Annotated in this window: 18 protein-coding genes; 9 read left to right on the top strand and 9 right to left on the bottom strand. The window is 73.6% G+C overall.

All coding sequences use genetic code 11. From position 1 onward, the window contains the following. Window positions 1-18: 18 nt before the first annotated feature. Together LO763_RS04355 and LO763_RS04350 are read right to left on the bottom strand one after the other, a co-directional pair. The gene (locus LO763_RS04355; RefSeq protein WP_230600721.1) at window positions 19-1467 is read right to left on the bottom strand and encodes a glycoside hydrolase family 16 protein; all 1449 of its coding nucleotides are present in this window, start codon (window positions 1465-1467) and stop codon (window positions 19-21) included. 229 nt (window positions 1468-1696) lie between these two features. Further along, window positions 1697-2152, bottom strand: coding sequence for a hypothetical protein (locus LO763_RS04350; protein WP_230600720.1), 456 nt, complete (start codon window positions 2150-2152; stop codon window positions 1697-1699). Window positions 2153-2255: 103 nt separating this feature from the next. Here LO763_RS04350 and LO763_RS04345 point away from each other — a divergent pair, with 103 nt between their 5' ends. After that, window positions 2256-2987: a M50 family metallopeptidase gene (locus LO763_RS04345; protein ID WP_369431908.1), complete on the top strand. Its 732-nt coding sequence runs from the start codon at window positions 2256-2258 to the stop codon at window positions 2985-2987. On the opposite strand, the gene hrpB is transcribed toward LO763_RS04345, so the two are convergent. The 3 genes from hrpB to msrB form a co-directional block, all read right to left on the bottom strand. Next, the gene (gene hrpB / locus LO763_RS04340; RefSeq protein ID WP_255671684.1) at window positions 2984-5473 is read right to left on the bottom strand and encodes an ATP-dependent helicase HrpB; all 2490 of its coding nucleotides are present in this window, start codon (window positions 5471-5473) and stop codon (window positions 2984-2986) included. The genes LO763_RS04345 and hrpB overlap by 4 nt on opposite strands. 609 nt (window positions 5474-6082) lie before the next feature. Beyond that, the gene (locus tag LO763_RS04335; protein WP_230600718.1) at window positions 6083-7708 is read right to left on the bottom strand and encodes a serine/threonine-protein kinase; all 1626 of its coding nucleotides are present in this window, start codon (window positions 7706-7708) and stop codon (window positions 6083-6085) included. 138 nt (window positions 7709-7846) lie between these two features. After that, entirely contained in the window at window positions 7847-8260 is a 414-nt protein-coding gene (msrB, locus tag LO763_RS04330; RefSeq protein ID WP_230600717.1) for a peptide-methionine (R)-S-oxide reductase MsrB, read from the bottom strand. Between the two features lie 216 nt (window positions 8261-8476). On the opposite strand from msrB, the gene LO763_RS04325 reads away from it, so the two are divergent. The 5 genes from LO763_RS04325 (at window position 8477) to LO763_RS04305 (ending at window position 14215) form a co-directional block, all read left to right on the top strand. Further along, window positions 8477-9505, top strand: coding sequence for a lactonase family protein (locus tag LO763_RS04325; protein WP_230600716.1), 1029 nt, complete (start codon window positions 8477-8479; stop codon window positions 9503-9505). A gap of 72 nt (window positions 9506-9577) precedes the next feature. Next, on the top strand, window positions 9578-10189 hold the full coding sequence (locus LO763_RS04320) for an acyl-CoA-like ligand-binding transcription factor (protein ID WP_230600715.1): 612 nt from the start codon (window positions 9578-9580) through the stop codon (window positions 10187-10189). A gap of 150 nt (window positions 10190-10339) precedes the next feature. After that, window positions 10340-12580, top strand: coding sequence for an MMPL family transporter (locus LO763_RS04315; RefSeq protein ID WP_230600714.1), 2241 nt, complete (start codon window positions 10340-10342; stop codon window positions 12578-12580). Between the two features lie 69 nt (window positions 12581-12649). Then, entirely contained in the window at window positions 12650-13378 is a 729-nt protein-coding gene (locus LO763_RS04310) for a DedA family protein (RefSeq protein ID WP_230600713.1), read from the top strand. A 234-nt stretch (window positions 13379-13612) separates the two neighbouring features. Further along, the gene (locus tag LO763_RS04305) at window positions 13613-14215 is read left to right on the top strand and encodes a response regulator transcription factor (RefSeq protein WP_230600712.1); all 603 of its coding nucleotides are present in this window, start codon (window positions 13613-13615) and stop codon (window positions 14213-14215) included. On the opposite strand, the gene LO763_RS04300 is transcribed toward LO763_RS04305, so the two are convergent. The 4 genes from LO763_RS04300 to lanKC all read right to left on the bottom strand — a co-directional run bounded on the left by LO763_RS04300 (window position 14194) and on the right by lanKC (window position 21328). After that, complete coding sequence (locus tag LO763_RS04300; RefSeq protein ID WP_230600711.1) at window positions 14194-16233, bottom strand: ABC transporter ATP-binding protein; 2040 nt, start codon at window positions 16231-16233, stop codon at window positions 14194-14196. The genes LO763_RS04305 and LO763_RS04300 overlap by 22 nt on opposite strands. A 343-nt stretch (window positions 16234-16576) precedes the next feature. Next, a complete protein-coding gene (locus tag LO763_RS04295; RefSeq protein WP_230600710.1) occupies window positions 16577-18253 on the bottom strand; it encodes an ATP-binding cassette domain-containing protein in 1677 nt (558 codons plus the stop codon). A gap of 320 nt (window positions 18254-18573) precedes the next feature. Beyond that, window positions 18574-18720, bottom strand: a complete 147-nt coding sequence (locus tag LO763_RS04290) for a SapB/AmfS family lanthipeptide (protein ID WP_230600709.1) — start codon at window positions 18718-18720, stop codon at window positions 18574-18576. A gap of 22 nt (window positions 18721-18742) precedes the next feature. Then, window positions 18743-21328 (bottom strand): class III lanthionine synthetase LanKC, encoded by a 2586-nt coding sequence (gene lanKC / locus LO763_RS04285; RefSeq protein WP_230600708.1) that lies wholly within the window; start codon window positions 21326-21328, stop codon window positions 18743-18745. Window positions 21329-21511: 183 nt separating this feature from the next. On the opposite strand from lanKC, the gene LO763_RS04280 reads away from it, so the two are divergent. From LO763_RS04280 to casB, 3 genes are all read left to right on the top strand, one after another. After that, window positions 21512-23323 carry an HD domain-containing protein gene (locus tag LO763_RS04280; RefSeq protein WP_230600707.1) on the top strand — a complete coding sequence of 604 codons (1812 nt, stop codon included), beginning with the start codon at window positions 21512-21514 and terminating at the stop codon, window positions 23321-23323. An 81-nt stretch (window positions 23324-23404) separates the two neighbouring features. After that, complete coding sequence (gene casA, locus LO763_RS04275; protein WP_230600706.1) at window positions 23405-25051, top strand: type I-E CRISPR-associated protein Cse1/CasA; 1647 nt, start codon at window positions 23405-23407, stop codon at window positions 25049-25051. Continuing rightward, complete coding sequence (gene casB, locus LO763_RS04270; RefSeq protein ID WP_230600705.1) at window positions 25048-25590, top strand: type I-E CRISPR-associated protein Cse2/CasB; 543 nt, start codon at window positions 25048-25050, stop codon at window positions 25588-25590. Before casA ends, casB begins: the two co-directional genes overlap by 4 nt. Window positions 25591-25601: the final 11 nt, after the last annotated feature.

Here is a 25601-nt window from a genome sequence, read left to right as displayed (position 1 = left end):
ATGCCGCCCGCGCCGGGATCAGTGCCGGAAGTGGAACCAGTTGACGTTGACGAAGTCGTTCGGCTGCCCGCTGGTGAAGGTCAGGTAGACGTCGTGGACGCCGGTGACCGGGGAGACGTTCGCGGGGACGGTCCTCCAGCTCTGCCAGCCGCCGGTGTTCGCGATCGCGAAGCTGCCGATCGGACTGGAGGTGCGGCTGTCGATGCGCACCTCGACCAGGCCGCTGACGCCGCCGCCCGCGCCCGAGGCCACGCGGGCCACGAAGTCGAGCGGCGACTGCGAGCCGAAGTCGACGTCGTCGAAGCGCAGCCAGTCGCCGTTGCCGACCCAGGCGACGTTCTGGCCGCCGCCGCTGTCCGAGGTGGCCTCCGTGCCGGTGCCGCTCTGGTCGGTGTACGACTCGACCTGGATGGGGCCGTAGGCGTCGAAGCCGTCACCGGGCGGGTCGGTGGGGTCGGTCGGGTCCGGGTCCGGGTCGCCCGAGCCGCCGGAGGTGTACACCCGCACGTAGTCCACGAGCATCGAGTGGCCCGGCTGCGTCGCCGAGGTCGGCGTCGCGTGGCCGGCGACCCCGTCGGGGAAGGCCCCGCCCATCGCCAGGTTCAGCAGGATGAAGTACCCGGCGTGCTCGGTCATCTGCGTCCACGTGTCGGCGGGCAGGGCGCTCTCGTTCACGGTGTGGAACAGCTGCCCGTCGGCGTACCAGCGCAGCTGGCCCGAGGACCCCGACTCGTCCCACTCGAAGGAGTAGGTGTGGAAGCCGTTGTGGCAGGAGCCGCCGCACTGGGTGGTGCCGCCGAGGCCGTTGAACTCGTTGCAGGGGCCGCCGGGGGCGACGCCGCAGTGCAGCACGCCGTGCACGGTGCCCTGCCCGTTCACGTTCTCCATGACGTCGTACTCGCCGATGCCCGGCCAGTTCCAGTAGTCGCCGCGGAACGGCGAGCCGAGGGCCCAGAACGCGGGCCAGTAGCCGAGCGCGGCGTCCCCGGTGACCTGGGGGAGCTGGAGGCGGCCCTCGATGCGCAGCGTGCCGTCGGTCGGGGCCTTGAAGTCGGACCGGACGGTCTCGATGCGCGCGGAGGTCCAGTTCCCGCTGCCGTCGCGCAGGGCGGTGATCTCGAGGTTCCCCGAGCCGTCCATGGAGACGTTCGCGGGGTCGTTGGTGTGGTAGGCGATCTCGCCGGTGCCCCAGTTCGAGGGCCCGCCGGGGTAGCCGTGCCCGATGTCGAACTGCCAGTTCGACGTCGAGGGGAGCTGGCCCGCCGAGCCGTTGAACTCGTCGGACCAGACCAGGTCCCAGTCCTGGGCGGCCGAGACGTCCTCGGGTGCGGCGGCGGCGTTGGTGATGGCGAGGCCGGCCGAGGCGATGAGCGCGATGCCCGCGGTCGCGGCGGCGGCGAGGCGGACGAGGCGGCGCGGGGGCCGGAATCGGTGTCGGGTGCGGTCGGAGGTCTGAACGTCAGTCATGACGACTCCTTTGCCGGGTGGGCAAGAGACCGCTCTCTCACGGCTGATCTGCGCTCAGATCAGTAACGAGAGAGCGCTCTCTCATTTGTCTCAAGACCCATTCCTACCGAACGAATCAGTACATGTCAATGCCCCGTGGCCGAACCGTTATCGCCCGGAGCGCCGACCGCGACCTGTGAGCCCTTGCGGCCCAAGGTGAACGCTCACTCATCCCGGTATGCGCGAAATATCAGCGCGTGCCGTCTTCGCCCTCGGCCTGCGGCGGCTGCTGCGCCTCCCGCGAGCGCCGCTGGAGCTCGCCCATGCGCGCCTGGCGCTCCTGGCGGAGCCGATCGAGCCGCACCTGGCGGGCCCGCCGCTCCTCGGGCGACTCGGTGCCGCCGAGCATCCGCTTCTCCAGCCACTCCACGTGCTCGGCGTGCGCGGCCGCGTTGATCGCCCGCACGTCCTGGTAGGCGCCCCGCAGCGACTCCATCCGCTTGAGCGCGTCGTGGCACTGCGCCAGCAGGATCTCGATGTCGGCGTTCTCGGTCGCGTCCGCCCCGTCCCGGCGCGCCTCCAGCCACGCGATCCCCTCACGCAGCCGCTCGCGCGCCTTGAGGTTGTGCATCGCCAGCTCCTCCACGAGCCTGTCGGTCGTCTCGAGGAAGCTCAGATGCGGATCGTGGCGGTCGTCGGTGCCCATGGGCGGTCCTTCCACGAGGAGGTGCCTCTTCCCCTCTACCATACGGCCGCGGCTACGATCATCCTTCACCGCGCGTCCGTTTCACCCCGATAGCAGAGGCCCAGTGGAATCCATCGAGACCCTCGTCGACACCCTCGCCCAGACGCAGGCCGCCCCGCCGGTATGGGTCGTGCTCGCCTGCCTGGCCGCCGCGGCCGCCGCCGTCCTGTACGCCCCGGCGTGGCGCTGGACCCGCGGCCTGGTCACCATCGCGCACGAGGGCGGCCACGCGCTCATGGCGGTCCTCATGCGCCGCCGCCTCACCGGTATCCGCCTCCACGCCGACACCTCCGGCCTGACCTTCTCGCGCGGCAGGCCCACCGGGTTCGGCGCGGCCATGACCCTCGTCGCCGGCTACACCGCCCCGGCCGCGCTCGGCCTCGTCGCCGCCGCCCTCACCGGGGCGGGCCGGATCGTCCTGCTGCTGTGGATCACCCTCGTGCTCCTGGCCGTCATGCTCGTGTTCATCCGCAACTGGTACGGCGCCCTGGCCCTGCTCGTGGTCGGCGCGGGCGTCTTCGCCGCCACCTGGTACGGCAACGCGATCGTCCAGACCGTCGCCGGCTACCTCGGCGCCTGGCTGCTCCTGCTCGGCGCCGTCAAACCGGTGATGGAGCTCGGCTCGCGGCGCCGCGGCGGCAGGGGCTCGGGCCAGTCGGACGCCGACCAGCTCGCCGGGATCACGCCGCTGCCGGCCGGCGGCTGGATCTTCCTGTTCACCCTCGCCACCATCGGCGCCGCCGTCTGGGGCACCTTCATGCTCCTGCCCCTCGCCGAATGGCTCGACGGCCTCTAGGACCGCCGCTTGGCCCGGGCCGTCGGCAGGGCCGTGTACGGGTCCTCCGGCCACGGGTGCCGCGGGTAGCGCCCCCGCATCTCCCCGCGCACCTGCCGGTACGGGCCCTCCCAGAACGAGCGCAGGTCCGCGGTCACGGCCAGCGGGCGCCCGGCGGGGCTGAGCAGGTGCAGCAGGACCGGCTCGCCGGCGATCCGCGGGCCGCCCGCGGCCCCGAACATCTCCTGGAGCTTGACGGCCAGGACCGGGACCTCGCCGGAGTAGTCCACGCGGACCGACCGGCCGCTCGGCACGGCCAGCGCCTCCGGCGCGGTCTCGTCGATCCCCGCCTGCCACGGCAGGAGGTTCCGCAGCGCCTGCCCCACCGGAATCCGCTCCACATCGGACCGCCTCCGGGCCCGGGACCACCACGGCTCCAGCCAGTCGGTGCCCGCCGTCAGCGCCGCGTCGGACACGTCGGCCCACGGTTCGCCGATGCTCCTGCGGCAGAACGCCATGCGCTCGCGCAGCCGCCGCGACTCCGGGGACCACGACAGCAGGCCCAGGCCCTCGCGCCGCAGCCCCTCGGCGAGCGCCGCCGCCACGAGCGCGGGGTCGGCCTTGTCGCGCAGCGGCTTGGACGACACCTCGATCGCGCCCAGCGAGCGCACCTCCCGCGCGCTCACGTCCCGCCGCTCGGCGTCCCACTCGACGCGCTCGGCGCGCGCGTCGCCCACGAGCTCGCAGGCCAGCTCGCCGTCGATGGGCACGCCCGCGCGGACGACGGCGGCGGCCCGCCCGGGGGAGCGGTCGGCGTCGGCGATCGCGATCCACTCGCTGCCGCCGAGCGCGGAGCCCTCGGCGGCGACGGCGCCGGTCCCGGCGACCGTGAGCCACTGTGCCCCGCTGCGCCGGGCGACCCGCTCAGGGAAGGCCAGGGCGACGACCACCGCGGCGGCCTCGTCGTCGCCCACCTGCCGGTCCCGCTGCGGCACACTGCGTCCGAGCCGCTTGACCTCGCGCTCCCACTGGCGGTCGCGGGTCTGGCGCAGGCGGCGCCACTCGGCGAGGAGGTCGTCCCCGCGGCCGCGCCCGTCCAGGCCCAGGAGCGCGGCGACCTCGGCGGCCTTGGCCGAGCCGACGCGCTCGGCCCCGTCCAGGAGCGCCCGCGCCAGCCGCGGGTGGAGCCCCACGGTTGCCAGGGTCCGGCCGCGGGGCGTCGCGGCGCCCTCCGCGTCGATCGCGCCGAGCGAGCGGAGGGTCGCCTCGGCGGCCTCGACCGCGCCCGCGGGCGGGCGGCCCGGGAGCACCAGGTCCTCGACGGGGGTGCCCCAGCAGGCGGCCTGGAGCCGGAAGGCGGTCAGGTCGGAGCAGGCGATGTCGGGCGCGGGCTGGGCGGGGCGGCGGGCGTGCTCGGCCTCGCCCCAGCAGCGCCAGACCGCGCCGGGGCCCTCGCGCCCGGCGCGTCCGGCGCGCTGGTCGGCGGCGGCGCGGGAGGCGGGCGTCGTGGTCAGGCCGGGGAGTCCGCGGGCGTGGTCGACGAGGGGGCGGCGGGCGAGCCCGGCGTCGACCACGATCCGCACGCCGGGCACGGTGAGGCTCGACTCGGCGATGTCGGTGGTCAGGACGATCCGGCGCCGCCCGCCGACGGCGAGGGCGCGGTCCTGCTCGGCCGACGACACCGATCCGTGCAACTGATATATATCGACACCGATGTTCTCGGTCTTGAGGTGGGCCAGCCGCTCGGCGACGCGGCGGATCTCGCCCGCGCCGGGGAGGAAGACCAGGACGTCGCCCTCGTCCTCGGCGAGGGCCCGTTCGACGACGTGCGCCACGTGCGCCAGGAACCGGTGGTCGACCCTCATGCCGTCGGGTGCGGCGATGCGCTCTCGCGGTGGGGCCCAGTGCATCGCGACGGGATGGCGCATGGGCTCGGAGGTGACGGCGGGCGCGGGCCGGTCGGTGCCCAGGAGCGCGGTCCACAGGCCGATGTCGGCGGTGGCGGAGGCGGCGACGATCGCGAGGTCGGGGCGCAGGACCTGGCGGGTCTCGGCGAGGAAGGCGAGGGCGGTGTCGGTCTCGAGGTGGCGTTCGTGGCACTCGTCGAGGACCACCAGGTCGACGCCGGGGAGCTCGGGGTCGGCGAGGAGCCGGTTGAGGAGGACGCCGGTGGTCACGACCTCGACGCGGGTGGCGGCGGAGCGGCGGGACTCGCCGCGGATCTGGTAGCCGACGCGCTCGCCGGGCTTTTCGCCCAGGATCGCGGCCATGCGGGCGGCGGCGGCGCGGGTGGCGAGGCGGCGGGGCTCGGCCACGAGGACCCGGCGCGGCGGGGCCGCGGCGGCGCCGGTGTCGATGAGTCCGGCGAGGGCGAGCGGGGCGAGGGTGGTCTTGCCGGTGCCCGGCGGCGCGGCGAGCACGGCGGTCCCGGTGCGGTCGACGGCGTCGAGCAGCTCGGGGAGGGCGGTGCGGATGGGCAGTGCGGGCAGCGCGGGCGGTTGCGGCATGGGGACCATTCTCGCCGAGCCGGAAGGGCGCGGGCGGGCGCGGGGGAGTGGGGGCGGGGTGGAAAAGATGAACGGCGGTTCGCGACAAATCGGGCGTGCGGAGCGTCCCCCGGATCAACAGTGCCCGGCGGGTGTGACAGCGGCGCGGGCCGGACGCGGCGTGGTGAAACGTGAACGGAGGTTCCTGGCGAAATGGACATTCGCAGGGTCCCCCGAATCAACGATGCCCGAAGGGTGCGACAACCCGGTGGCGCCGGGGCGCGAGTCGGCGGTGCTGCTCGCCTGCGGTCGCGCGGCGGCCTGCTTCGCCGCGCTTGCACGGCGCGGGGCGTACCGGCATATGCATGCCGGTACGCCCCGCGTCTACGTCATCGCCGGTGCGGCCGCGGCCTGCGGGCCGTATCGCGCTCGGTGCGGCCTAGTGGGTTGCGGTGCCCCCGGCGAGCCGGTGTCCGGCTCGCCGGCCCGGTCGCGAGGCGTTGGATGCCGGTGCCGTATCCGGAGCGCCGGCAACGCGGCGAGCGGTCCGGCGGCCGGCTCGCCGCGCGGCGGCGTCCGGTCCGGGCGCCGATGGGGGCCGGACAACGGCCGCTAGGGGCTGAGCGCCTGCTAGAGGCCGCAGCCCGAGCCGTCGTCCCAGAAGGACAGGGTGATCGACTCGTCCGCGTAGTAGGGCGCGCCCGTGTCGCCTTGCGGGGTCTGGGATCCGACCGTGCAGGGGTCCTCCCCTTCGGGCGCTTCCTCGGCCGCGACCTCGGTGCTCACATTGGTGAAGCCCTCGTCTTCGAGCTCTTCCATGGCGTCGAAGACCGAGTCGCCGGTCACGTCGGGGATGTTCAGGACCTCCTCGTGGGTGGTCTCCTCGCTGTCCTCGCCGTTGTTCCCGTTCGAGCCGCCCTCGTCGCCGCCGTCGGAGTCCTCTTCCTCGCCCCCGTCATCGGTGTTCTCCTCCTCGCCGCCCGTGTCCTCGGTGGTGTTCTCCTCCACCACCTGGTCGGCCGACGTGCCGCCGTCTCCGGCGACCTCCTTGTCCTTGTCGTCGTCCTTCCACGGCTGCAGCATGAACAGCACGACGAGCAGCACGGCCATGCCCGCCAGGACCACCAGGATCGGGCCGGTCGGGTTCCGCCTGGGCTCCTCGGCCTCGCGCGGGGGCGGCAGCGGCCGCTCCGCGGCCCCGCCCGTCCGGTACTGCCCGGTGCCCGCGCCCGCGGTCGCGCCGTACTGGCCGGTGCCCGCGCCGGCGCCGTACTGGCCCGTCGCGGCCCCGTACCCGTCCTGCTGCTGCATCGGCGAGGTGTGCGCGGCCACGCTCCCGGCGGCCATCGCCGCGCCCGCGCCCGGCGCCATCACCCGTGTCGACTGGGGCGACTGCGGCGGCGACGTGGGCGAGAGGATCGCCGTCGTCCCGCCGCCCATGCCGCCCGCGCGGCACACCCGCGCCAGCTCGGCCGCCGACGCGAACCGCTGCCGCGGGTCCTTCGCCAGGCAGCGCATGATGATCTGCGCGACCGGCGCCGGGACGTCGGGCGGGAGCGGCGCGGGCTGCCCGGTGAGGTGCCCGGCGATCGCCGCGGTCGGCTCGTTCCCGGCGTACGGGGGCCTGCCCGCGAGGCACTCGTAGCCCACGATGCCCAGCGAGTACAGGTCGGTCGCGCCGGTCAGCTGCGAGCCCTGGAGCTGCTCGGGCGAGGCGTAGGCGAGCGTGCCCATGACGGTGCCGGTCTCGGTCAGCCCGGCGCCGCCCTTGGCCGCGGCGATGCCGAAGTCGACGATCTTGACGTTGCCCTCGGGGTCGACGAGCAGGTTCCCGGGCTTGATGTCGCGGTGGATGATGTGGGCCTGGTGGGCGACCTCGAGCGCCTCGGCGGAGGCCGCCATGATCTTCAGCGTCTCGGTGGGGGACAGGCGGCCGCGCTGGCGCAGCAGGTTGTCGAGCGCCTGCCCGCGCACGAGCTCCATGATCAGGTAGGAGACGAGCCCCTCGGGGGCGTGCTCCTCGCCGTAGTCGTAGAGGCCGACGATCCCCGGCGACTGGAGCTGGGCCACCGCCTGGGCCTCCTGGTGGAACCGCGCCCGGAACCGGTCGTTCCCGGACAGTCCGGAGTGGAGGAGTTTCACGGCGACGACGCGGTTGAGCCGGGTGTCGGTGCCGCGCCACACCTCGCCCATGCCGCCGGCGGCGAGTCGCTGCTCAAGGCGGTATCGGCCAGCGATCAGGTTCCCGGGTTCCACCCTCGGCCTCTCTTCGTTCTCGGGGGAAGGGTCGAGGACGAGCTTAGTAGGGAACCGCGAACCGACCCGCGCGCGTCCGGGCGGCGCGCGCGTCCGGGCGTGTGCATGCGTCGCGGCGGTGCACCGCCCTGCCCTCCGCTATCCGGCGTCGCCGCTCGCGGGCTCCAGGGTCATGCTGATCGAGTTGATGCAGAAGCGGGCGTCCTCGGGGTTGTCCCAGCCCTCGCCGTAGAACACGTGCCCCAGGTGGGAGTCGCAGTTCGCGCAGCGCACCTCGGTGCGGCGCATGCCGAGGCTGTCGTCCTCCAGCAGCCGCACCCGGTCGCCGGCCATCGGCGTCCAGAACGAGGGCCATCCGCAGCGCGAGTCGAACTTGGCGTCCGAGGCGAACAGCTCGGACCCGCAGGCCCGGCACCGGTACACGCCCCGGCGCTTCTCATCGACGTACTCGCCCGTCCACGGCGCCTCCGTGCCGCCCTCGCGCAGCACCCGGTACTCGTCGCGGGTGAGCTTCTCGCGCCACTGTTCCTCGCTCATGCCATTCGCACCCATGCGCTCCAGTGTAGGAGCCCGACGGCGCATCGTCCGCCTCGCGGGCGGCCGCCGGTCGCGCCGGAGCATCGCCCGGTCCTTCTCCCGCCCCCTTCGCCGCCGGGCCTCCGCTCACCGCTCTCGGCGGGCGGGCGTCCGGCCGCCGCGGGAGCGGAAAAACATCCTCCGGCACTGCGGACCTCCGCAACCGGCGACCGCTCATCTAGGATTCAGCCCATGCGGTACCTCCTTGGCGACTACACGACTGAAGGCGGCCCCGGTCTGGTCGTGGCCGGCCCCGACGGGCTCGGCGACGCGGCGGCCGTGGTCAACCCCTCGTGGGTCCACGTCGGGCCCGAAGCGGTCTACACCCTCACCGAGACCGAGCCGGGCTTCGCCGGGGCCTGGCGCCTGGGCGAGGACTTCGCGCTCGAGCGCGTCGGCCAGGGCCAGTCCACCGGCGGGAACAACCCCTGCCACGCCACGGTCGACCCGAGCGGGCGCTGGCTGCTGGTCGCCAACTACGGCGCCCCCGACGGCGCCGGCGCGTCCGTCGCGGTGCTGCCGATCGGCGAGGACGGCCGGCTCGGCCCCGCCGCCCATGTGTTCGAACTCTCAGGCTCCGGCCCCGACCCCGACCGCCAGTCCGGTCCGCACGCGCACCAGGTGGTGTGCCGCCAGGGGCGCGTCCTGGTCGTCGACCTCGGCAGCGACCGCATCCACGCCTTCGACCTCGGCGAGGACGGCGCGCTCACCCCGGCCGCGACCACCGCGCTCGAGCCCGGCTTCGGCCCGCGCCACCTCGCCTTCGTGGGGGACCGCGCGACCGTCGCGGGGGAGCTGGCGAACGCCGTGGCCGTGGGCTCCTTCGACGAGCGCTCGGCGACGTTCTCGTTCGGGCCCGCCGTGCCCCTGCCCGGCGACGGGGTCGCCGACTACGCCGAGATGCCCGACATCGGCCTGGAGGAGGACGCGCCGCGTCCGGCCCCGGCCGCCGTCGTCCCCGACCCCGAGCGGGGCCTGGTGTACATCACCGTCCGCGGCAGCGACCAGCTCGTCGCGGTCGACCCGGTCGACGGCTCGCTCGTGCGCTCGGTCCCGGTCGGCGCCGCCTGGCCGCGCGACGCGGTGCTCACCGGCGACGGCACCCTGCTCGTGGCCTGCCAGCACACCGGGGCGGTCACCCGCGTCGACCCGACCGGGGAGGCCGAACCGGTGACGGAGTGGTCCGTGCCCGGCGTCACTTGCGTGGCACCCCTCTCCTGAAAACTGCACAGTCTGCAAAATTTCTTTCCCGGCATGTTGTGAACACCGGCAACCCCGTCTAGGGTTGCCGGTATGGCCGAACCGACCGGGCTCCGCGAACGCAAGAAGGCCGCCACCAAGGCGGCCCTCGGCGAGGCCGCGCTGCGCCTGGCGGTCGAGAAGGGCGGGATCGAGGCGGTCACCGCCGACGAGATCGCCGCCCGGGCCGGCGTCTCGACCCGCACCTTCCACAACTACTTCCCCTCCAAGGAAGCCGCGCTCCTCTACGACTTCCACCAGACCACCGCCGTCCTGGTCGCCGACCTCCGCGAGCGCGCCCGGCACCAGCCGATCTGGGACGCCCTCCGCGACGGCGCCATCGGCATGAACCTCGACCGCCTCGACATCGACCTCATGCGCTGCCGCGAAGAGCTCGTCCACACCTCGCCCGCGCTCATCAAGGAGCAGTCGGGCCAGTTCCTGGAGCTGTTCGCCGAGGCGATCGACATCGTCGCCGAAGCCACCGGCTGCGGCCCCGACGACCTGTACCCGCGCCTGCTCCTCGGCGGCGCGCTGGTCACCATCAAGACCTGCACCGAGCACTGGCTCGCCGACCCCGAAGGCCGGACTCTCGCCGAGGTCATCACCGAGGGCTTCGCCGTCTTCGAACGCGGCGTCACCCGGCCGCCCGCGCCCGGCGCCTGACCCCCTAGCGCACAACTGAACAGACGCACCAGGAAACCCAGCGCCGTCAACGCCGACGGCGAACACCACCCGACCGGTCCCGCCGCACACCCACTGCGCCCCTGCGCAGGCGGGCGGGACCGGCCAATCATCCGATTGGAGCACCCGACCTTGGCCACCTTCCTCTACCGTCTCGGCAGAGGGTCCTACCGCCTGCGATGGCTCGTCCTCGCCGTGTGGATCCTCGTCATCGGCGGCGTCGGCGCCGCAGCCACCGCCCTCCAGCAGGAGACGAACCCCGAATTCGTCCTCCCCGGCACCGAATCGCAGGAGGCCTTCGACCTCCTCGAGGACCGCTTCCCGCAGATGAACGCCGACGGCGGCACCGCCCAGATCGTCTTCGAGTCGACCAACGGCGAACCGCTCACCAGCGAGGCCAACGCCGCCGTGATCGACGGCCTCACCGCCGTCATGGCCGACTCCCCGCAGATCGCGGGCGTCACCAGCCCCCTCGCGACCGACGAGGCGGGCAACCCCATCGGGATGCTCTCCGCCGAGGACCAGACCATCGGCGTCATGCAGGTGACCTACACCGAGCCCGGCATGGAGCTCGACGACGACACGGTCGCCTACCTCGAGGACGCCATCGCCGACACCGAGGACCAGGGCGTCCGCGTCGAGGTCAGCGGCGACGTGCTCCAGGAGATCCCGCACACCGGCGCCACCGAGCTCATCGGCATCGGCGTCGCCCTCGTCGTCCTCATCATCACCTTCGGCGCGCTCCTGGCCGCCGGACTGCCGATCATCACCGCGGTCCTGGGCGTCATGCTCACGACCCTCGGCATCACCGCCGCCACCTCGTTCATGAACGTCAGCGACTCCACCGGCATCCTCGCCTCGATGATCGGCCTCGCCGTCGGCATCGACTACGCGCTGTTCATCCTCTCGCGCTACCGCAACGAGCTCGCCGCCGACGGCCGCGTCGAGGACCGGCAGGCCCGCGCCGAGGCCATGGGCCGCGCCGTCGGCACCGCCGGCTCCGCCGTGTTCTTCGCCGGCCTCACCGTCATCGTCGCCCTCCTGGGCCTGGCGGTCGTCAACATCCCGTTCCTCACCGAGATGGCCGCGGCCGCCGCCGTCACCGTCCTCATCGCGGTCCTCATCGCCGTGACCCTGCTCCCGGCGTTCGCCGGCTTCGCCGGGAAGCGGATCTTCACCGGCCGCCAGCGCCGCCGCATCGCCGCGGGCGGCCACGACTCCAAGCCCAACGGCGGCAAGCGCTGGGGCGCGTTCGTCTCCCGCCACCCGATCCTGGTCGCCCTGGTCGGCGTCGTGGGCCTGGGCGTGCTCGCCTACCCGGCCACCGACCTCGAACTGGGCCTGCCCGACGGCGGGTCCATGTCCGAGGAGTCGAGCCAGCGCCAGGCCTACGACCTCATCTCCGAGGGCTTCGGCGCGGGCTTCAACGGCCAGCTCATGATCGTCGGCGACCTCGACGAGGGCGCCGACCCGGTCGCCGCCGCCCAGCAGGTCACCGACGACCTCAACGCGCTCGACGGCATCGCCGTGGTCGGCCAGGCCCTCCCGAACGAGGCCGGCGACACGCTCATGGTCACGGTGATCCCCGAGACCGCGCCCGCCGACGAGGCCACCAACCAGCTCGTCCACGACATCCGCGACGTCCTCGCCGACGACACCGGCGCCGACTGGGCCGTCACCGGCGCGACCGCGCTGAACATCGACATCTCCGACAACCTCAACGACGCGCTGCTGCCGTACATGCTCATCGTCGTCGGCCTCGCCGCGCTGATCCTGCTGCTGGTGTTCCGCTCGATCCTGGTGCCGCTGACGGCGACCCTCGGGTTCATGCTCAGCGTGTTCGCCGCGCTCGGCGCGCTCGTGGCGGTCTTCCAGTGGGGCTGGGCCTCCGAGCTGTTCAACGTCGACCAGCCCGGGCCGATCATGTCGATGATGCCGATCCTCATGATCGGGCTCGTGTTCGGCCTCGCGATGGACTACCAGATCTTCCTGGTCACCCGCGTCCGCGAGGCCTACGTGCACGGCGCCGACCCGAAGACCGCGATCGCCGAGGGCTACGGCCACTCCTCCCGCGTCGTGGTCGCCGCCGCGCTCATCATGATCAGCGTGTTCGCCGCGTTCATCTTCAGCTCCGAGTCGCTCATCGCCTCGATGGGCTTCGCGCTGGCCGCGGCCGTCATCTTCGACGCCTTCGTCGTGCGCATGGCGATCATCCCGGCGGTCATGGCCCTCCTGGGCCGCGCCGCCTGGTGGCTCCCCAAGTGGCTCGACCGGATCCTGCCGAACGTCGACGTCGAGGGGGAGAAGCTCCAGAAGCACCTCGCCCAGGACGCCCCCGAGGACGAGCGCGAGCTCGTCGGAGCGTCCAAGTAGCCGAAGCCCCCAGGGACCCGGGCCCACCCCCGGCCCGGGTCCCCGAGGGTTCGGCGAACGGGGGACCCCATGGTCTTCTTCTGGGCGATGCTCATCCTCATCGGCATGGTGTTGGCCGACTTCTACCTCCCGATGCTGCCGAGCGCGACGCTGGTGACCGCGATGGTCGGGCTCGTGTTCGGCAACCCCCTCCTGGTCGGCGTGCTGCTCGTCGGCGCGGCCGGCTCCTCGTGGCTCGGCGAGTTCCTCGGCTACCGGGTCTTCCGCGCGATCCGCGCCGGACTGCGCCGCCGGGCCCCGCGCGCGGTCGCCGGGCCCGCCGACCGCGTGGTGCGGCGCACCGTGGTCAAACTCGAGGGCCTGCTCCAGCGCACCATCGTCGACCACCCCTACCGGACGACCATGGTGGCGCGGTTCCTGCCCGCCGGGCGCACCACGCTCGCGTGGATCGCCGCCGGGGCGACCCGCGCCCCCTACGCGCGCATGGCCGCCCTCGGCGGGGCGCTGTGGGCGGTGTACACGGTCGGGCTCGGGCTGCTCATCGTGTGGATCGCGGGCCCGGGCTGGGAGTCGATGATCGGCTCGGTCGTCACGGTCCTGGCCGTCGGCGTCGTCCTCGGCTGGTTCGCCAAGCGCTGGCAGCGCAACCGCGTCGCGGAGGACGCCGCGGCGGCGGCCGAGGCGCCCGCCTCCGGGCTCCTCGAGTCCGCCGCGACCGCTGAGGCGGCTCCTGAGGCGGCCCCGGCCGCCGCCGAGACCGGCGCCGGAGACGGCCCGGACGAGACCCGTGCGGTGTGAACGGCGGGGCCCGGCCCGCCGGTCGAGCCCCGCCGACCGCTATCGCCTTGCGCGCCAAGGACTTTGAACCGAAAGATCACCGGGTGTCGATTTGTCGGTGATCAGACTCATTCCTCAGTGTTTAGTCTCCTTTGGGACCGGTACCCTCGATGCGGTAGGGGGGACGAACCGAATACGGGGCGAAGCGGTGGGGGCTTCGCCGGATGACCGTGCACCGCAAGCGGATGGGTACCGATGATCCGGGTTCTCCTCAAACACGACCAGTGCCTCTGGCGGACCGCGCTCGCGTGCGGCCTCGACAGGGCCCATGGCATCACGGTGGTCGCCGACCTCGACCGCGACGAGGACGTGATCGCCGCCGTCCACCGGACGCGGCCGGACCTCCTCGTCCACGAGGGCGCCTTACTGCCCCCCGAGAGCATGGCGGCGCTGTGCGCCGCGCTGCCGGAGACGGGGGTGCTGCTGCTCGTCGACCCGGCCCGCCCGGCCTGCCCGCTTTCCGAGCTGGCCCGGCTGGCGCCGCGCGTCGGCGTCACGACCACCGACACGACCTTCGAGGGCCTCGTGGAGGCGATCCACCGCCTCGCCCGCGGCGAGGCCGTCCTCGACGCCCGGGTCGGGCTCGCCGCCCTCAAGGCCAAGGCCAACCCGCTGACCCCGCGCGAGCAGGAGGTCCTCGGCCTCGTCGTCACCGGCGCGACCACCCGCGAGATCGCCGACAAGCTCTACCTCGGGGTCGGGACGGTGCGCAACTACCTGTCGAACGCGATCCACAAGGCCGGGGCGCGCAGCCGCATCGACGCGATCCGCATCGCTCAGGAGGCCGGCTGGATCTGAGCGGCGTCCCCCCAGCGAGCGAGGAACTCCCGGAACAGCGCCGACTCCTCCCGCAGGCGGTCGCGGTCGCCGACGACCGCGCCGTGCCCGTCCAGGACCATGATCCGATCGGCGCGCAGGGCCGAGCCGGGCCGGTGCGCGATCACGACGAGCGTGCCGCGGGCGCGGAACGCGGCCTCGGCGCACCGCTCGGCGGCCGGGTCGAGATGCGAGGCGGCCTCGTCGAGGATCGCGATCGGCGCGGGGGACAGGTGCGCGCGGGCGAGCGCCAGGAGCTGGCGCTCCCCGGCCGAGAGCCGCCCGGGCGCCGCCTCGGCGTCGAGCCCGCCGAGCCGCTCGACGAGCCCGGCGGCGCCGACCGCCGCCGCCGACGCGAGGACCGCCGCGTCGTCGGCCCCGGGGCGCAGGTACGCGAGGTTCGCGCGGACACTGCCGGTGAACACATAGGACTCCTGAGGGATGAGCACCCGCCGCCGCGCGAGGTCCCGGGCCGAGAGGCGGGCGGCGTCGGCCCCGCCGTAGGCGACCGTTCCCGCGTCGGGGCGCAGGGTCCCGCACAGCAGTGCGGCCAGCGTGGACTTGCCGACCCCGCTGGGGCCGATGACGGCCAGGTGGTCGCCGGGCTCGACGGCCATGTCCAGATCCTGGACCGCGGGCGCGGCGTGGGGACCGTAGGCGAAGGTCAGGCCGCGCGCCGACAGCAGCGGCGCCGGCGGAACGGCGGGTGGCAGTGCCGGACCGGCTGCGAAGGCCGGTCGGTCCGGGAGCCCCGGTCCGGGAACCGCCGTGAGCCCCGGCGCCGCGGTCTCGGCGGCGGGAGCCGGTCTCGGGTTCGCTGTCTGCGAAGCGGCAGGTGGACGCACTGCGAGCGCGGGACCCTGCGGGGGCTTCGGCGATCGCTCCGGGGGCGCTGGTACCGCTGCCGGTCCGGACTCGGGATGCGCCATCGCAGGCCCCGGGGCCGCCGCTTGAGGTGCGGCAGGTGGGCGCACTGCGGGCGCCGGCCCCTGCGAGGGCTTCGGTGAACGCCTCGGCCGCGCCGGTGCCGTCGGACCGGGCCCGGAACGTCCTGTCTGAGGCGCCGCTTCGTCCTGGTCCAGGATGCGGCTCAGCGCGACGTACAGGCGCAGGCCGCTGCCGCCGAGCCCGGAGACCAGCGCGGTGAGCGCCGGCTGGAGTCCGGTGAGGACGTAGAACAGCGCGCCGGTGATCGCACCGGCGGTCACGCCGCCGTCGACCAGCGCGGGCGCGGCGGCCAGGATCGCGAGCAGCGGCAGCCAGCCGCCGACCGCGAAGCACAGCGACCGCAGCGCCGCGGCCCGCGCCAGCGCCCGCTCCGCTGCGGCCTGCGCGCTGATCGGGGCCGCCACGAGCGCCGCGCCGTGCGCTTCGCCGCCGCAGGCGGCGAGGTCCCCGGCGGCCCGGACGACCTCCCCGGCCCGGTCGGTGAGCGCGGCGTCGGCCGCGGCGGCTTGGCGCTGGCGGTCGGCCGCGTAGCCGAGCGTCGACGCGAACGCCAAGAGCCCCAAGGCGAACAGGGGCAGGACGAGGAGGGCGAGGCGCCAGTCGAGGGTGAGGAGGCCGATCGTGACGCCGATGGAGGCGACCAGGCAGCCCCGGATCGACAGGACCGCGCCCGCGTAGGCGTCGCGGGCGATCTCGACCTGGCGGGTCAGCAGCGACAGCGCCCCGGACTCGGGCCGCCCGGCGACCGCGCCGGTGAGGGCGCGGCCGATGACGCGCCGCACGAGGCGGTCGCGGAACGGCTCGACCACCGCGCCGAGCCCGGCGTAGACCTGGCGGGACCCGAGCGCGCCGACCACGGCGGCCAGGAGCAGCCCGGCGAGCCACGCGGCGCCGGTCCAGGGCCGTCCGGCCAGGAAGCCGTCGTCGACGGCCCGGGCCACCAGGAGCCCGAAGACGGCGGTGGGCAGTGTCTCGGGAACCGACCAGGCCAGCAGCCGGGCCACGGCCCGGGGCCGCAGTCCCGATGCGGCATAGCGGAGTTCACGTCTCAACGGGGGAGCACCTCGCTTTCGGGCCGCAGCGGCCGATGGTGCGCCACTGGGTGGTTGAGCGGCGTTGCGGACGCACAGTCAAGCCGCGCCGCGAATGAGCGGTCGAGCCGCCGCGTGAACGGCTGTTGTCGAGCGGTGCCGTGTGCGCTGCGGTGGCGTTGGTGAAGAGATGAACCGGGCCGGGCCTCGCCGTGACCGCGTGTTTCCCGCCACCCCGGCCGCGAGGCAAGCGGGTTCTTGTCGGTCGCGGGTGGAACGGTGGTGCGGCATCCTTGCTTACCCACCCAGGGTGGGAGGTCCGCCTCACCGCGCTCGCCACCGTCCCCGACACCGCCCACGGTGCTCATGAGGCGAACACCGCCCGGTAGTCCGGATCGGTCCACAGCACCTCGTGCGCGCCGACGCTCCGCACCCTGCCCCCGTCCAGCCACACCACCAGGTCGGCCCGGCCCGCCGCCGACACCTGGTGGGTCACCACCAGCCTCGTCCGCCCCCTCGCCGCCAGGGCCTCCTCGATCAGCTGCTCGCTGACCGCGTCCAGACTCCCCGTCGCGTCGTCGAGCACCAGCAGCCGCTCGGCCGGCCAGGCCCTCGCGAGCCCGATCCGCTGCGCCTCCCCGCCCGACATCGGCACCGCCCCCAGCGGCGTGTCGTACCCCTCCGGGAGCCGCACCGCGAACGCGTGCGCGCCCACCGCCTCGGCCGCCGCCGCCACCTCGGCCCGGCTCCGGCCCGGGCCCATCGCCTCGGTCAGCGTCGCCCCCGCCAGTGCCGGACGGCCGCTCGCATGCCCCACCGCCCGCCGCAGCGCCCCCCGCGACAGCTCGGGCAGCGGCACCCCGTCGAGCAGGACCGCCCCCTCATCGGGGTCCCGCAGCCTCGCCGCGACCTGCGCCAGCACCGACTTGCCCGACCCCGAGGCGCCGACGACGGCCGCGAGCGCCCCGCCCGGCACCGCGAACGACACCTCCTCCAGCAGCGGGCCCGCGTCCCCCTCCACGGTGACCGACCGCAGCTCCAACCGGCCGCCCCCTTCGGGCAGCCGCCGCTCGCCGAAGGCCACGGGCGCCATGGCGTGCACCTCCGCGAGCCGCGCGACGGCGGCGCGCGCCCGCGCCGCCCCGGCGACCACGCCGGTCAGCGAGCCGAGCCCGGCGCCCATCATCGCGTACTGGCCCGCCGCGAGCAGCTCACCGGTGCTGATGCGGCCCAGGCTCAACGCGAACCCGGCGGCCGCCAGCACCCCGATCGTCGCGAGCGGGCCCGCGACCGCCGCGCGGGCGCCGGCCGCCGACAGCGCCCGCCAGGCGGCGCGCCCGTGCTCGGCCAGCACCGGCAGCTCCCGCAGGATCCGGCGGGCCTCCGCGCCCTTCGTGCCGGCCGCCGCGATCGTGCGCCCGCCCGCGAGGGCCTCGGACAGCCGGGCCGCCATGCGCCCCTGCGCCGCCTGGTAGTCCAGCGCGGCCGCCGCCGTCTCCTTCGCGAACAGCCGCAGCACGGCCCCGACCAGCGCCAGGCCCGCCAGGAACGCCAGGGCCAGCGGCCAGTCCAGCCACGCCAGGAGCGCCAGGCTCCCCAACGGCGGCAAGGCCGCGGCCACGAGCGCGACGGCGGCCGGTCCCGCGTGCGCGGCGTCCGCCGCCCCCGCCGAGAGCCGCGCGACCAGGTCCCCGGCATCGAAGCGGCCCGCCCGGTGCGGCGCGCCCAGGACGCGGCGCACCAGACCGGTGCGCAGCCACGCGGCCGCATCGGCCGCGCACGCGGCCCCGGCGAACGCGTCGACCAGGTCGCAGGCCACGCCCAGCAGGATCAGCCCCGCCGCGACCGCGACCGGGAGGGCGGCCCCGCGCCCGGCGACGATCGCGTCCACCGCCCCCGCCATGGCCAGGGGCAGCGCGAGCATGCTCGCGGACCCGAGCAGCGCCGACGCCCCGATGAGCGGCAGGCGCCCGCGCGAGCGGCGCACGACGGCGCCGAACGTCAGGCCCGCTTCGACCGGTGCGGTTTCGGTGGTCGCCATCGGCGGCTCCCTTCACGGACGGGCCCCGGACACCGGTGGGTCCCGAGGCGCGAGTGGGCGGCCGGGGTGCCGGCGAACTCCAGGCGGCGGGCCGACGCGAGGGCGGACCGGATACCGACCCATGAATTTCGCCAACAGGGCCGAGACCGCATGAGGCCTCCCCGACACCGTGTCCGGCATCGAGGAGGCCTCCAACGCCGCGAGCGTCCCCCCGACCGGCCCCGCACGGCGGCGACCGGTCCGGCCGGCGGCGACGGGCCCCGGGCCCGCCGCCGCGCAGCGGCGCCTGGTTCAGGCGGCGGGCCGACCCGCCGGTCTCCCTAGTGGCAGAGCAGGATGCTCAGGCCGCTGGTGCCGCCGCAGAGGGTCGCGCTCAGGTTGCTGGGGCAGGAGTGCCCGCTGGCGCTGCTCCCGGCGGTCGCGACTTCGTCCTTGCCTTCCATGCCCTGGAGGTCGAGGAGAGCCATGTCGTCTTCCTTTCGTCGTGGTTCACTGGGGAATTTCGTTCACCCGCACCGGATGCGCGGGGGTCTTCGGGGCCCGTTCGGGCATGAGCGGCAGCCCGGCGGGCGTCTCGTGCATGGCCGCGCCGAGCGCCAGCAGGACGCCCGCGCCGCCCGTGGCGAGATCCATCGACAGGCGCAGCAGCCCGGTCCCGGGGAAGGCCATGCCCTCCCCGTACGGCAGGGCGTGCCAGGACAGGGCCTCGACCTGGCGGCGCACCAGCGGGTCGGCGAGCGGTTCGGCCGAGCGCTGCGCCAGGTAGAGGAGGATGCCCGCGCGGCCGGTGAACAGGCCCGGCAGGATGTACATCGGCGAATGCGCCGCCAGGGCGAGGCCCTCGGCCGCGGCGGCCAGGTCCTCATCGGACCGGTAGGCCAGGAACCGGTCGAGGGCCAGGCCGACGCCGACGCTCCCGGCGTCCAGGTAGGGCATGGTCCGCCAGCCCTCGTCGACCTCGACCGAACCGTTGTCGCGCACCACGGTCCGCCGCAGGTCGGCCCGCAGCGCCGCGGCCGCCGCGTCCAGGAAACCGGTCTCGTGGGTCGCGTCGAAGGCCGCCGTCAGCAGCAGCGCCCGGCCCGCGCCGCCGCGCATCAGCCCGGCGAGGGGCTCGCGCCCCCCGCTGGTCTTCGCAGCGCCGGTCTCGGCGCCGAGCCGCTCGGCCACGAGCTCGGCGCACCGCAATCCGGACTCGGTCAGCGCCGACTCCCCGTGCGAGCGCCCCAAGTGGAGCAGGTGCAGGCCGATCCCGGCGAGTCCGCCGAACAGGTCCCCGCCCAGCGACTCCCAGTCCTCGCCGAGCACCATGCCCGCCACGTCCAGCGCCGCCTGCCCGTACCCGAGCCGGTCCAGCGCGAACGCCGCACCGTGCAGGCCGTCGTAGAGCCCCAGCCGCGAACCGGCCGCCGGGGCGAGCGACCGCGCCAGCAGCCACTCCTCGCCGGCCTCGAACCGCCCGGCCCCGGTCGCCTCCAGCGCGTGGAGCACTCCGGCCGCGCCGTAGGCCAGCCCCAGCGCGCCCGACTCGAACTGCTGGACGTCCCCGGGGAAGAGCCGGTCCTCGCGTTCGGGGGTCGCGCTCGCGAGGATCGCGGCGGCGATCGCGCTCCGCAGCGGCGGCCACGCCTCGGCCTCCGGTGCGGTCACCGGCGCCTCGTAGTCGAACGCGGCGGGCGCGATCCGCTCCAGCGCGTCGTCCAGCCACCCCTCGGGCACCGGGAAGCGCGCGGTGATGATCTGCGCGAAGTGCCGGGCCTTGAGGCGGTGCAGGCCGAGCAGGTTCGTCATCGGCAGGAACAGGGCGAGCTTCATGCACGCCAGCGAGTACCGGTCGGCCTCGGCGCCGGCCACCGACCGGGGCGCGGCGAAGCCCTGGTTCCCCAGGCCCGCCCGCCGCTCGGCCCCGAGCGGCCCGGCCACCTCGAAGTCGAGCAGGCACGGCGACCCGTCGGGCCCGACGATCACGTTGAACAGGTGCAGGTCCCCGTAGGCGACGCCGCGCTCGTGCACGGCCGCCACGATCGCGGCCAGGCGCTCGTAGACGCCCGTGGCCCAGTCGGTGAACGCCGCGTACGCCTCGGGCCCGGCGGTCGCGTCGATGAGCGGGTAGCGGGTGACGACGGCCTTGGACAGCACCTCGCCCTCGATGTACTCCATCGCCAGGAACCGGTGCTCGCCCAGCCAGAACAGGTCGTACACCTCAGGAATCCCCGCGATCCCGGCCAGCTGCGACAGCACCTCGTGCTCGCGCTCGACCCGCCGCACCGCGTCCTCGCCCCAGGCGTCGAGCCCGGCGTGCGGGCGGCCCTCCTTCAGCACGACCCGCCGCCCGTCCCGGTGGCGGGCCAGGTAGATCCCGCCGCCGTTGGAGAAGTGCAGGACCCGTTCGATCTCGTAGGGGATGTCGGCGACCGTGACCGCGTTGCGCGCCTTGAGGTGCGGGGCGAGGAACTCGGGGAGTTCGACCCAGTCGGGGACGCGGAACACCGGGTCGCGCCGGTCGGCCACGAGCCTGCCGTCCCCGTCCTCGAGCGCCGGCACGACCGTGCCGCTCGCGTCGGTCGTGAAGCGGTTCGCGAAGGCCCCGTAGCGCACATGGAGCGGGCCCTCGCCCCAGCGCAGGTCGGAGAGGATGTACGGGCCCGGCACGCCCTCCAGCTCGGCGCCCAGCTCGGTGAGGATCTTCTCGCATTCGGCGTCGTCGCCGGGGTAGACCGTGACGAGCTTGCCCGAGAACCCGCGCGGCGCGTACTTCGACACCCGCGCCCGCAGCGCCGAGGGCGAGCGCAGGAACTTGAACTGGATCCCGCGCGGCACGCAGTACTCCCACACCGCCGCCAGCACCGCCTCGGCGCCGTCCATCGTGGCCGAGGCGTGGATCTTCCAGCCCTGCGCCGGCAGCGCGGCGCCGTCGCGCCGGACGGTCAGCCAGTCGTCCTTCTCCGTGCACCGCCACCCCTCGGGCAGCGCCCGCCCGGCGACGGCGAACGAGGCCCCGGCGGTGGCCTCGGAGTGCATGGCGTCGTAGAACGACGGATCGGCCATGCAGAACGCCTCGTATCGATCTCCCACCGGCACTCCCTGTCGCCTCGTCGCCACTGACGCCACTCATGCTCTAGGAATCGAGCGCTCCCAACCACCCCGCTTCGTCACCGATCCACCCGTGAATAACCCACTGTTACCGCTGGGTATCCCGGCGTGCCTGGGGCCTTCGGGGCGGTTGCGCGGCCGTCGCCCGCAGGGTCCAATGTGCAGATGAGCGATACCGCGACGAGCCCCTCATTCCCCGGCGACATGAGCCTCATGGAGGTCGTGGAGGCGATCACCGACGAAGCCGAGCGCGGACTGCTCCTCGCGCGTCTGCAGGCGGTACTGGGCAAGACGTTCCAGGTCGAACGGAGCGGTGAGCAGCACCCGTACCCGCTGATCGTCCACCTCATCGACACCGCCCAGGCCGGGGCGCTGCTGTGGGACCAGTATCTGCCTCGCGGCCTCCGCGACGCCCTCGATCGCGTCAGCGCCGGCCGTGGGAGGCAGTGCTTCATGTGGATCTGCGGCATGCACGACTGGGGCAAGGCCACCGTGGCGTTCAACCGTGGCGAGGTCGGCCGCATGGCCGCCTCCAGCCTCGACGCCCAAGGCCTTCATGACGATCCGGCAGCCCCACGCGGCAGGAAGGACGTCCCGCATGAGGTGCTCACCAGGTTCCTGTTCAGTCAGTACATCCGCGGTTCGGGCGATCCGTCGCTGCGTGACGCCGACTGGCTGATCTACCTGCTCGAAGGCCATCACGGCGTGTTCTCCTCGCCCGCCCGCGACATCGCTCTCAGTCCCGGAAGCATCGGCACGCCCGATGATTGGGGCGCCTACCAGCGCGCCGTCCCGGAGATCATGGCCCGGCTGACCGGGTTCGACTCGGCACTCGACGCCATGCCGCGGGGGCGGCCCTCGATAGGGGAACAGTACGCACTGGCCGGATACATGACCGTGGCCGACAAGATCTCCAGCAGCCTGCTCGTGCCGAATCTCATCGGTAGGGATCCGCGGCTTCGCGACCGCAATCTCGAACTCTCGCTTCGTATCGACGACCTGACGCTCGAAGCGAATGCCGACGCCGTCGAGCGGATCTGGCACCTCAACGGCACCGACCGCTTCTCGGCCCTGTGGGGGAGGAGTCTGAAGCCGCGACCTGGGTCGGCCGCCGAACCGGACGCCTTGGCCGTTGCGGTGGGAGCGCGGGACGAGCCCGCCTTGTTCTTGGTGGACGCCGAGCTCACCGCCGGTTCCCTGTGGGATGCGATGCGGTTCCTGATCGACCGTCTGGGGCTCAGCGGGTTCCACGTCGGCGTCCCCAACGAGCCGTCTCGGTTGCGCTGGTCGACCGCGATCGACGGGGAGACGGCCGCTTCAGGGCTCGACGGTTCGATGGCACCGTTGGCTTCCTACCGGGTGCAGGCCGCGCTCGACGGCGCCTGGTTCTACGAGACCGCCGATCGGCGGACGCTGCTGCCCGTGACGGTCGACGTCAACAGGCAGTTGTGGGAGTCGGTGCGATTTCCTCTCGCGAAATGGCAGGAGGGCCACCGCGACAAGCGCGACAAGGAGGCCCAGCGTTCGGTAGTGACGATCCAGTTCGCAGGGTTCGCCTCCAAAGCCGTCGTCATCACCGATGCTGCCGAGCACTGCGGCTGCGAGCTGCGCTGTCTCGAGGAGGCGCTAACGTGGCTCGCCTCGGCGGGAGCGCCGGTGATCCTGGGGGCCGCCGGCCTGCCGCAGGAGCACCGCCGCCGCTTCGCGGCGGCCTATGCGCGTGGCCGAACCGGGGCCCGCCCTACCGAGCCGCCCTTGGACATCGACGATCCGGCCGCGGTCATCGCCGTCTACGCCGTGGACGGCGATACCCGGATGGACGCTGTGGGTACGGCTGCCCCTGGCCCCCGGCGGACTCCCCGACCTTGCGCGGGCCGGTGTTTGGACGATGAGCTCGAATCGCGCCTCCTGAGCAGGCCTGGCCGCGGTCACGGCGCCTGGCCGGTTCGAACACTGAAAGGCCTGTTCGGGCCGTAACGCAACGTGACGCCCGGGCTGCGGAGCGGCTTCCGAAGGCATATGATGATTCCTCCCCTCAACCCCTAAGGACTGTTCTGATTGTTCAATCTGTCCGATTCCAAATGGATTCCCGTCGTCCTCAAGGATGGGGGGCACCGGGGCCGGACCGAGCTCTCCCTGCGGGAGGCGCTGGTCCGATCCGACCGGGTCCTCAGGTTCGACCTGCCCTTGGAGACCATGGTGCCGGCGCTCCTGCGGCACCTGTTCCTGCCCGTGGTCATGCGCGCGGCGGGCGTGCCCGGCGACGAATCCGACTGGGCTTCCCGCTTCGAGGACGGACCGGTGCGCAGCGGCCTCGCCGCACATGTCGAGCGCTACCTCGACGACTGGCATGACCGGTTCGACCTGTTCGACCCTGAGCGGCCGTTCGCCCAGATCGGCGTCGGCCGCCTGCCCGCCGAGGACCGGGCCGAAGGCCTCGCGAAACTCGTGACCACCTCGGCCACCGGCAACAACGTTCCGCTCTTCACCGCCACGGTCGAAGGCCAGGGCCACACCATGCCGCCCGGCGAGGCGGCACTGTGGCTGGTGCACACCCTGTGCTGGGACACCGGCGGCCCCAAACCGAGTCCGAAGGACGGCGTCGGTGCCGGCCCCCTCGGCACTCTCGGCGTCGTGATCCCCGAGGGCCGCAACCTCTTCGAGACGATCATGCTCAACCTGCCGATCCTCGGCGGCGGACTGGAACCCGACGACCTGCCTCACTGGGAGCTCCCACCGCGCATCTATGAACGGCGCGTCACGACCGATCTGGAACCAGGCCATCGCGTGCGGCTGTTCACGCAGCTGTCCCGCAGCATCCGCCTGGTTCCCGATGACGCGCACGAGCCTCGAAGCGTCGTGGGGGCACTCGTGTTCCCCGGCATCGAGTACACGGCAGTGCCCGAATACGAGCCGCACACGGTATGGGCCCGGAAAGGCGAGAACGAGCAGGTCAAGTTCGTACCGAAACGGCACCCCTACGAACACGGCACCTGGTGGGGGCTGCAATCTTTGCTCGCGCTCCCGCGCCGACTTGCCGTCCCGGGCAACCAGAACCAAGACCACGACCGGATCGAACGCCTCGCCAGGCAGCTCCAGACTGTGGCTGAACTGGCGAAACTACATCTGCCCAATGACTTCCCCCTGCAAGTGAGCGTGTACGGCGCGAAGTACACCTCGCCGCCGGGTCGATGCGAAGGCATCATCCATGACCGCATCCCCGTCCCGGTAGCGGCGCTCATGACCGAGCGCGACTGGCCTGAGCGGAACGCGATCGCCGTCTCGGCCGCGCAGATCCACGACATGGCGGAAGCGCTCGGCCGGGCTTGGAGTCATCTGCGCATGGCGGCCGGGCGCGGTGACAACGGCCGCGATGCCACGGGCCTCGACCCGATCGACCTCCTCCTCGACCGGATCGATCCGCTCGCCCGCCGGTTCCTCCGCGCGCTCCAAACGTGCCTCGGCGACCACCAAGCCGTGCGCAGCGCACTCTGGCAATGGGAACGCGACCTACGGGACCACACCCTGGAAGTGTTCGAAGAACTGCTCGCGATGGTAGGGCCCCGTGCCGTCGCCGGGCGAACCGTGGACTACGAGGGCGGCACTCGCGAATACAGCGCCGCCGGCGCCGAGATCGCGATCTGGGCCGCGGCCAAGAGACATCTGCCCCTCCAATGGGAGCACCCTGAAGGGATCAGCACGTGAGCGACGACGACACCCGCAGGTTCTGGAACCGCTTTGATCCCGACGACTTCGAGGCCCCGGCGAAGACCGCCGCGCTCCGCCGCGGCGCCGGCCACGAGCCCGGCGGCATCCCGGCGATGTGGGACTTCTACACCACCTGGGACCTGACGAGGGGCGGCAATGCGACCGGCCGCTTCCGCGCCGAACACGAGACCTTGGTGCTCTTCGGCACCCACCAGCAGTCCACTGGCGCGAGGATGCATCAGCCGGAGATGGACATCGGCCGGGCCGCCGCCCGGCTCGCGGCGCAGGACTCGGTCGGCAAACCGGGGCTGGACGCACTGATGAACCGGATCGGGGGCTCCACCAGTCAGGCCGAACTCGTCGGCCACCTCCGCCGCCTCGTGGCGATGCTCAAGAACCACCGCATCGGCCTCGACTACGACCGCGTCTTCACGGCGGTACGGGCCTGGGACGACCCCTCGCGCCGCGACCGACTCTGCCGCGACTGGGGCCGCCAGTACAAGCGGCCCCCTGAGACTCCCGCACGCGAACATTGAAAGGCCGTGAT

Source organism: Glycomyces amatae (genome assembly GCF_020991375.1).
Lineage (GTDB): Bacteria > Actinomycetota > Actinomycetes > Mycobacteriales > Micromonosporaceae > Glycomyces > Glycomyces amatae.
Note: the sequence above shows the minus strand (reverse complement) of the source record. Positions and strands in the feature narration are given on the sequence as shown.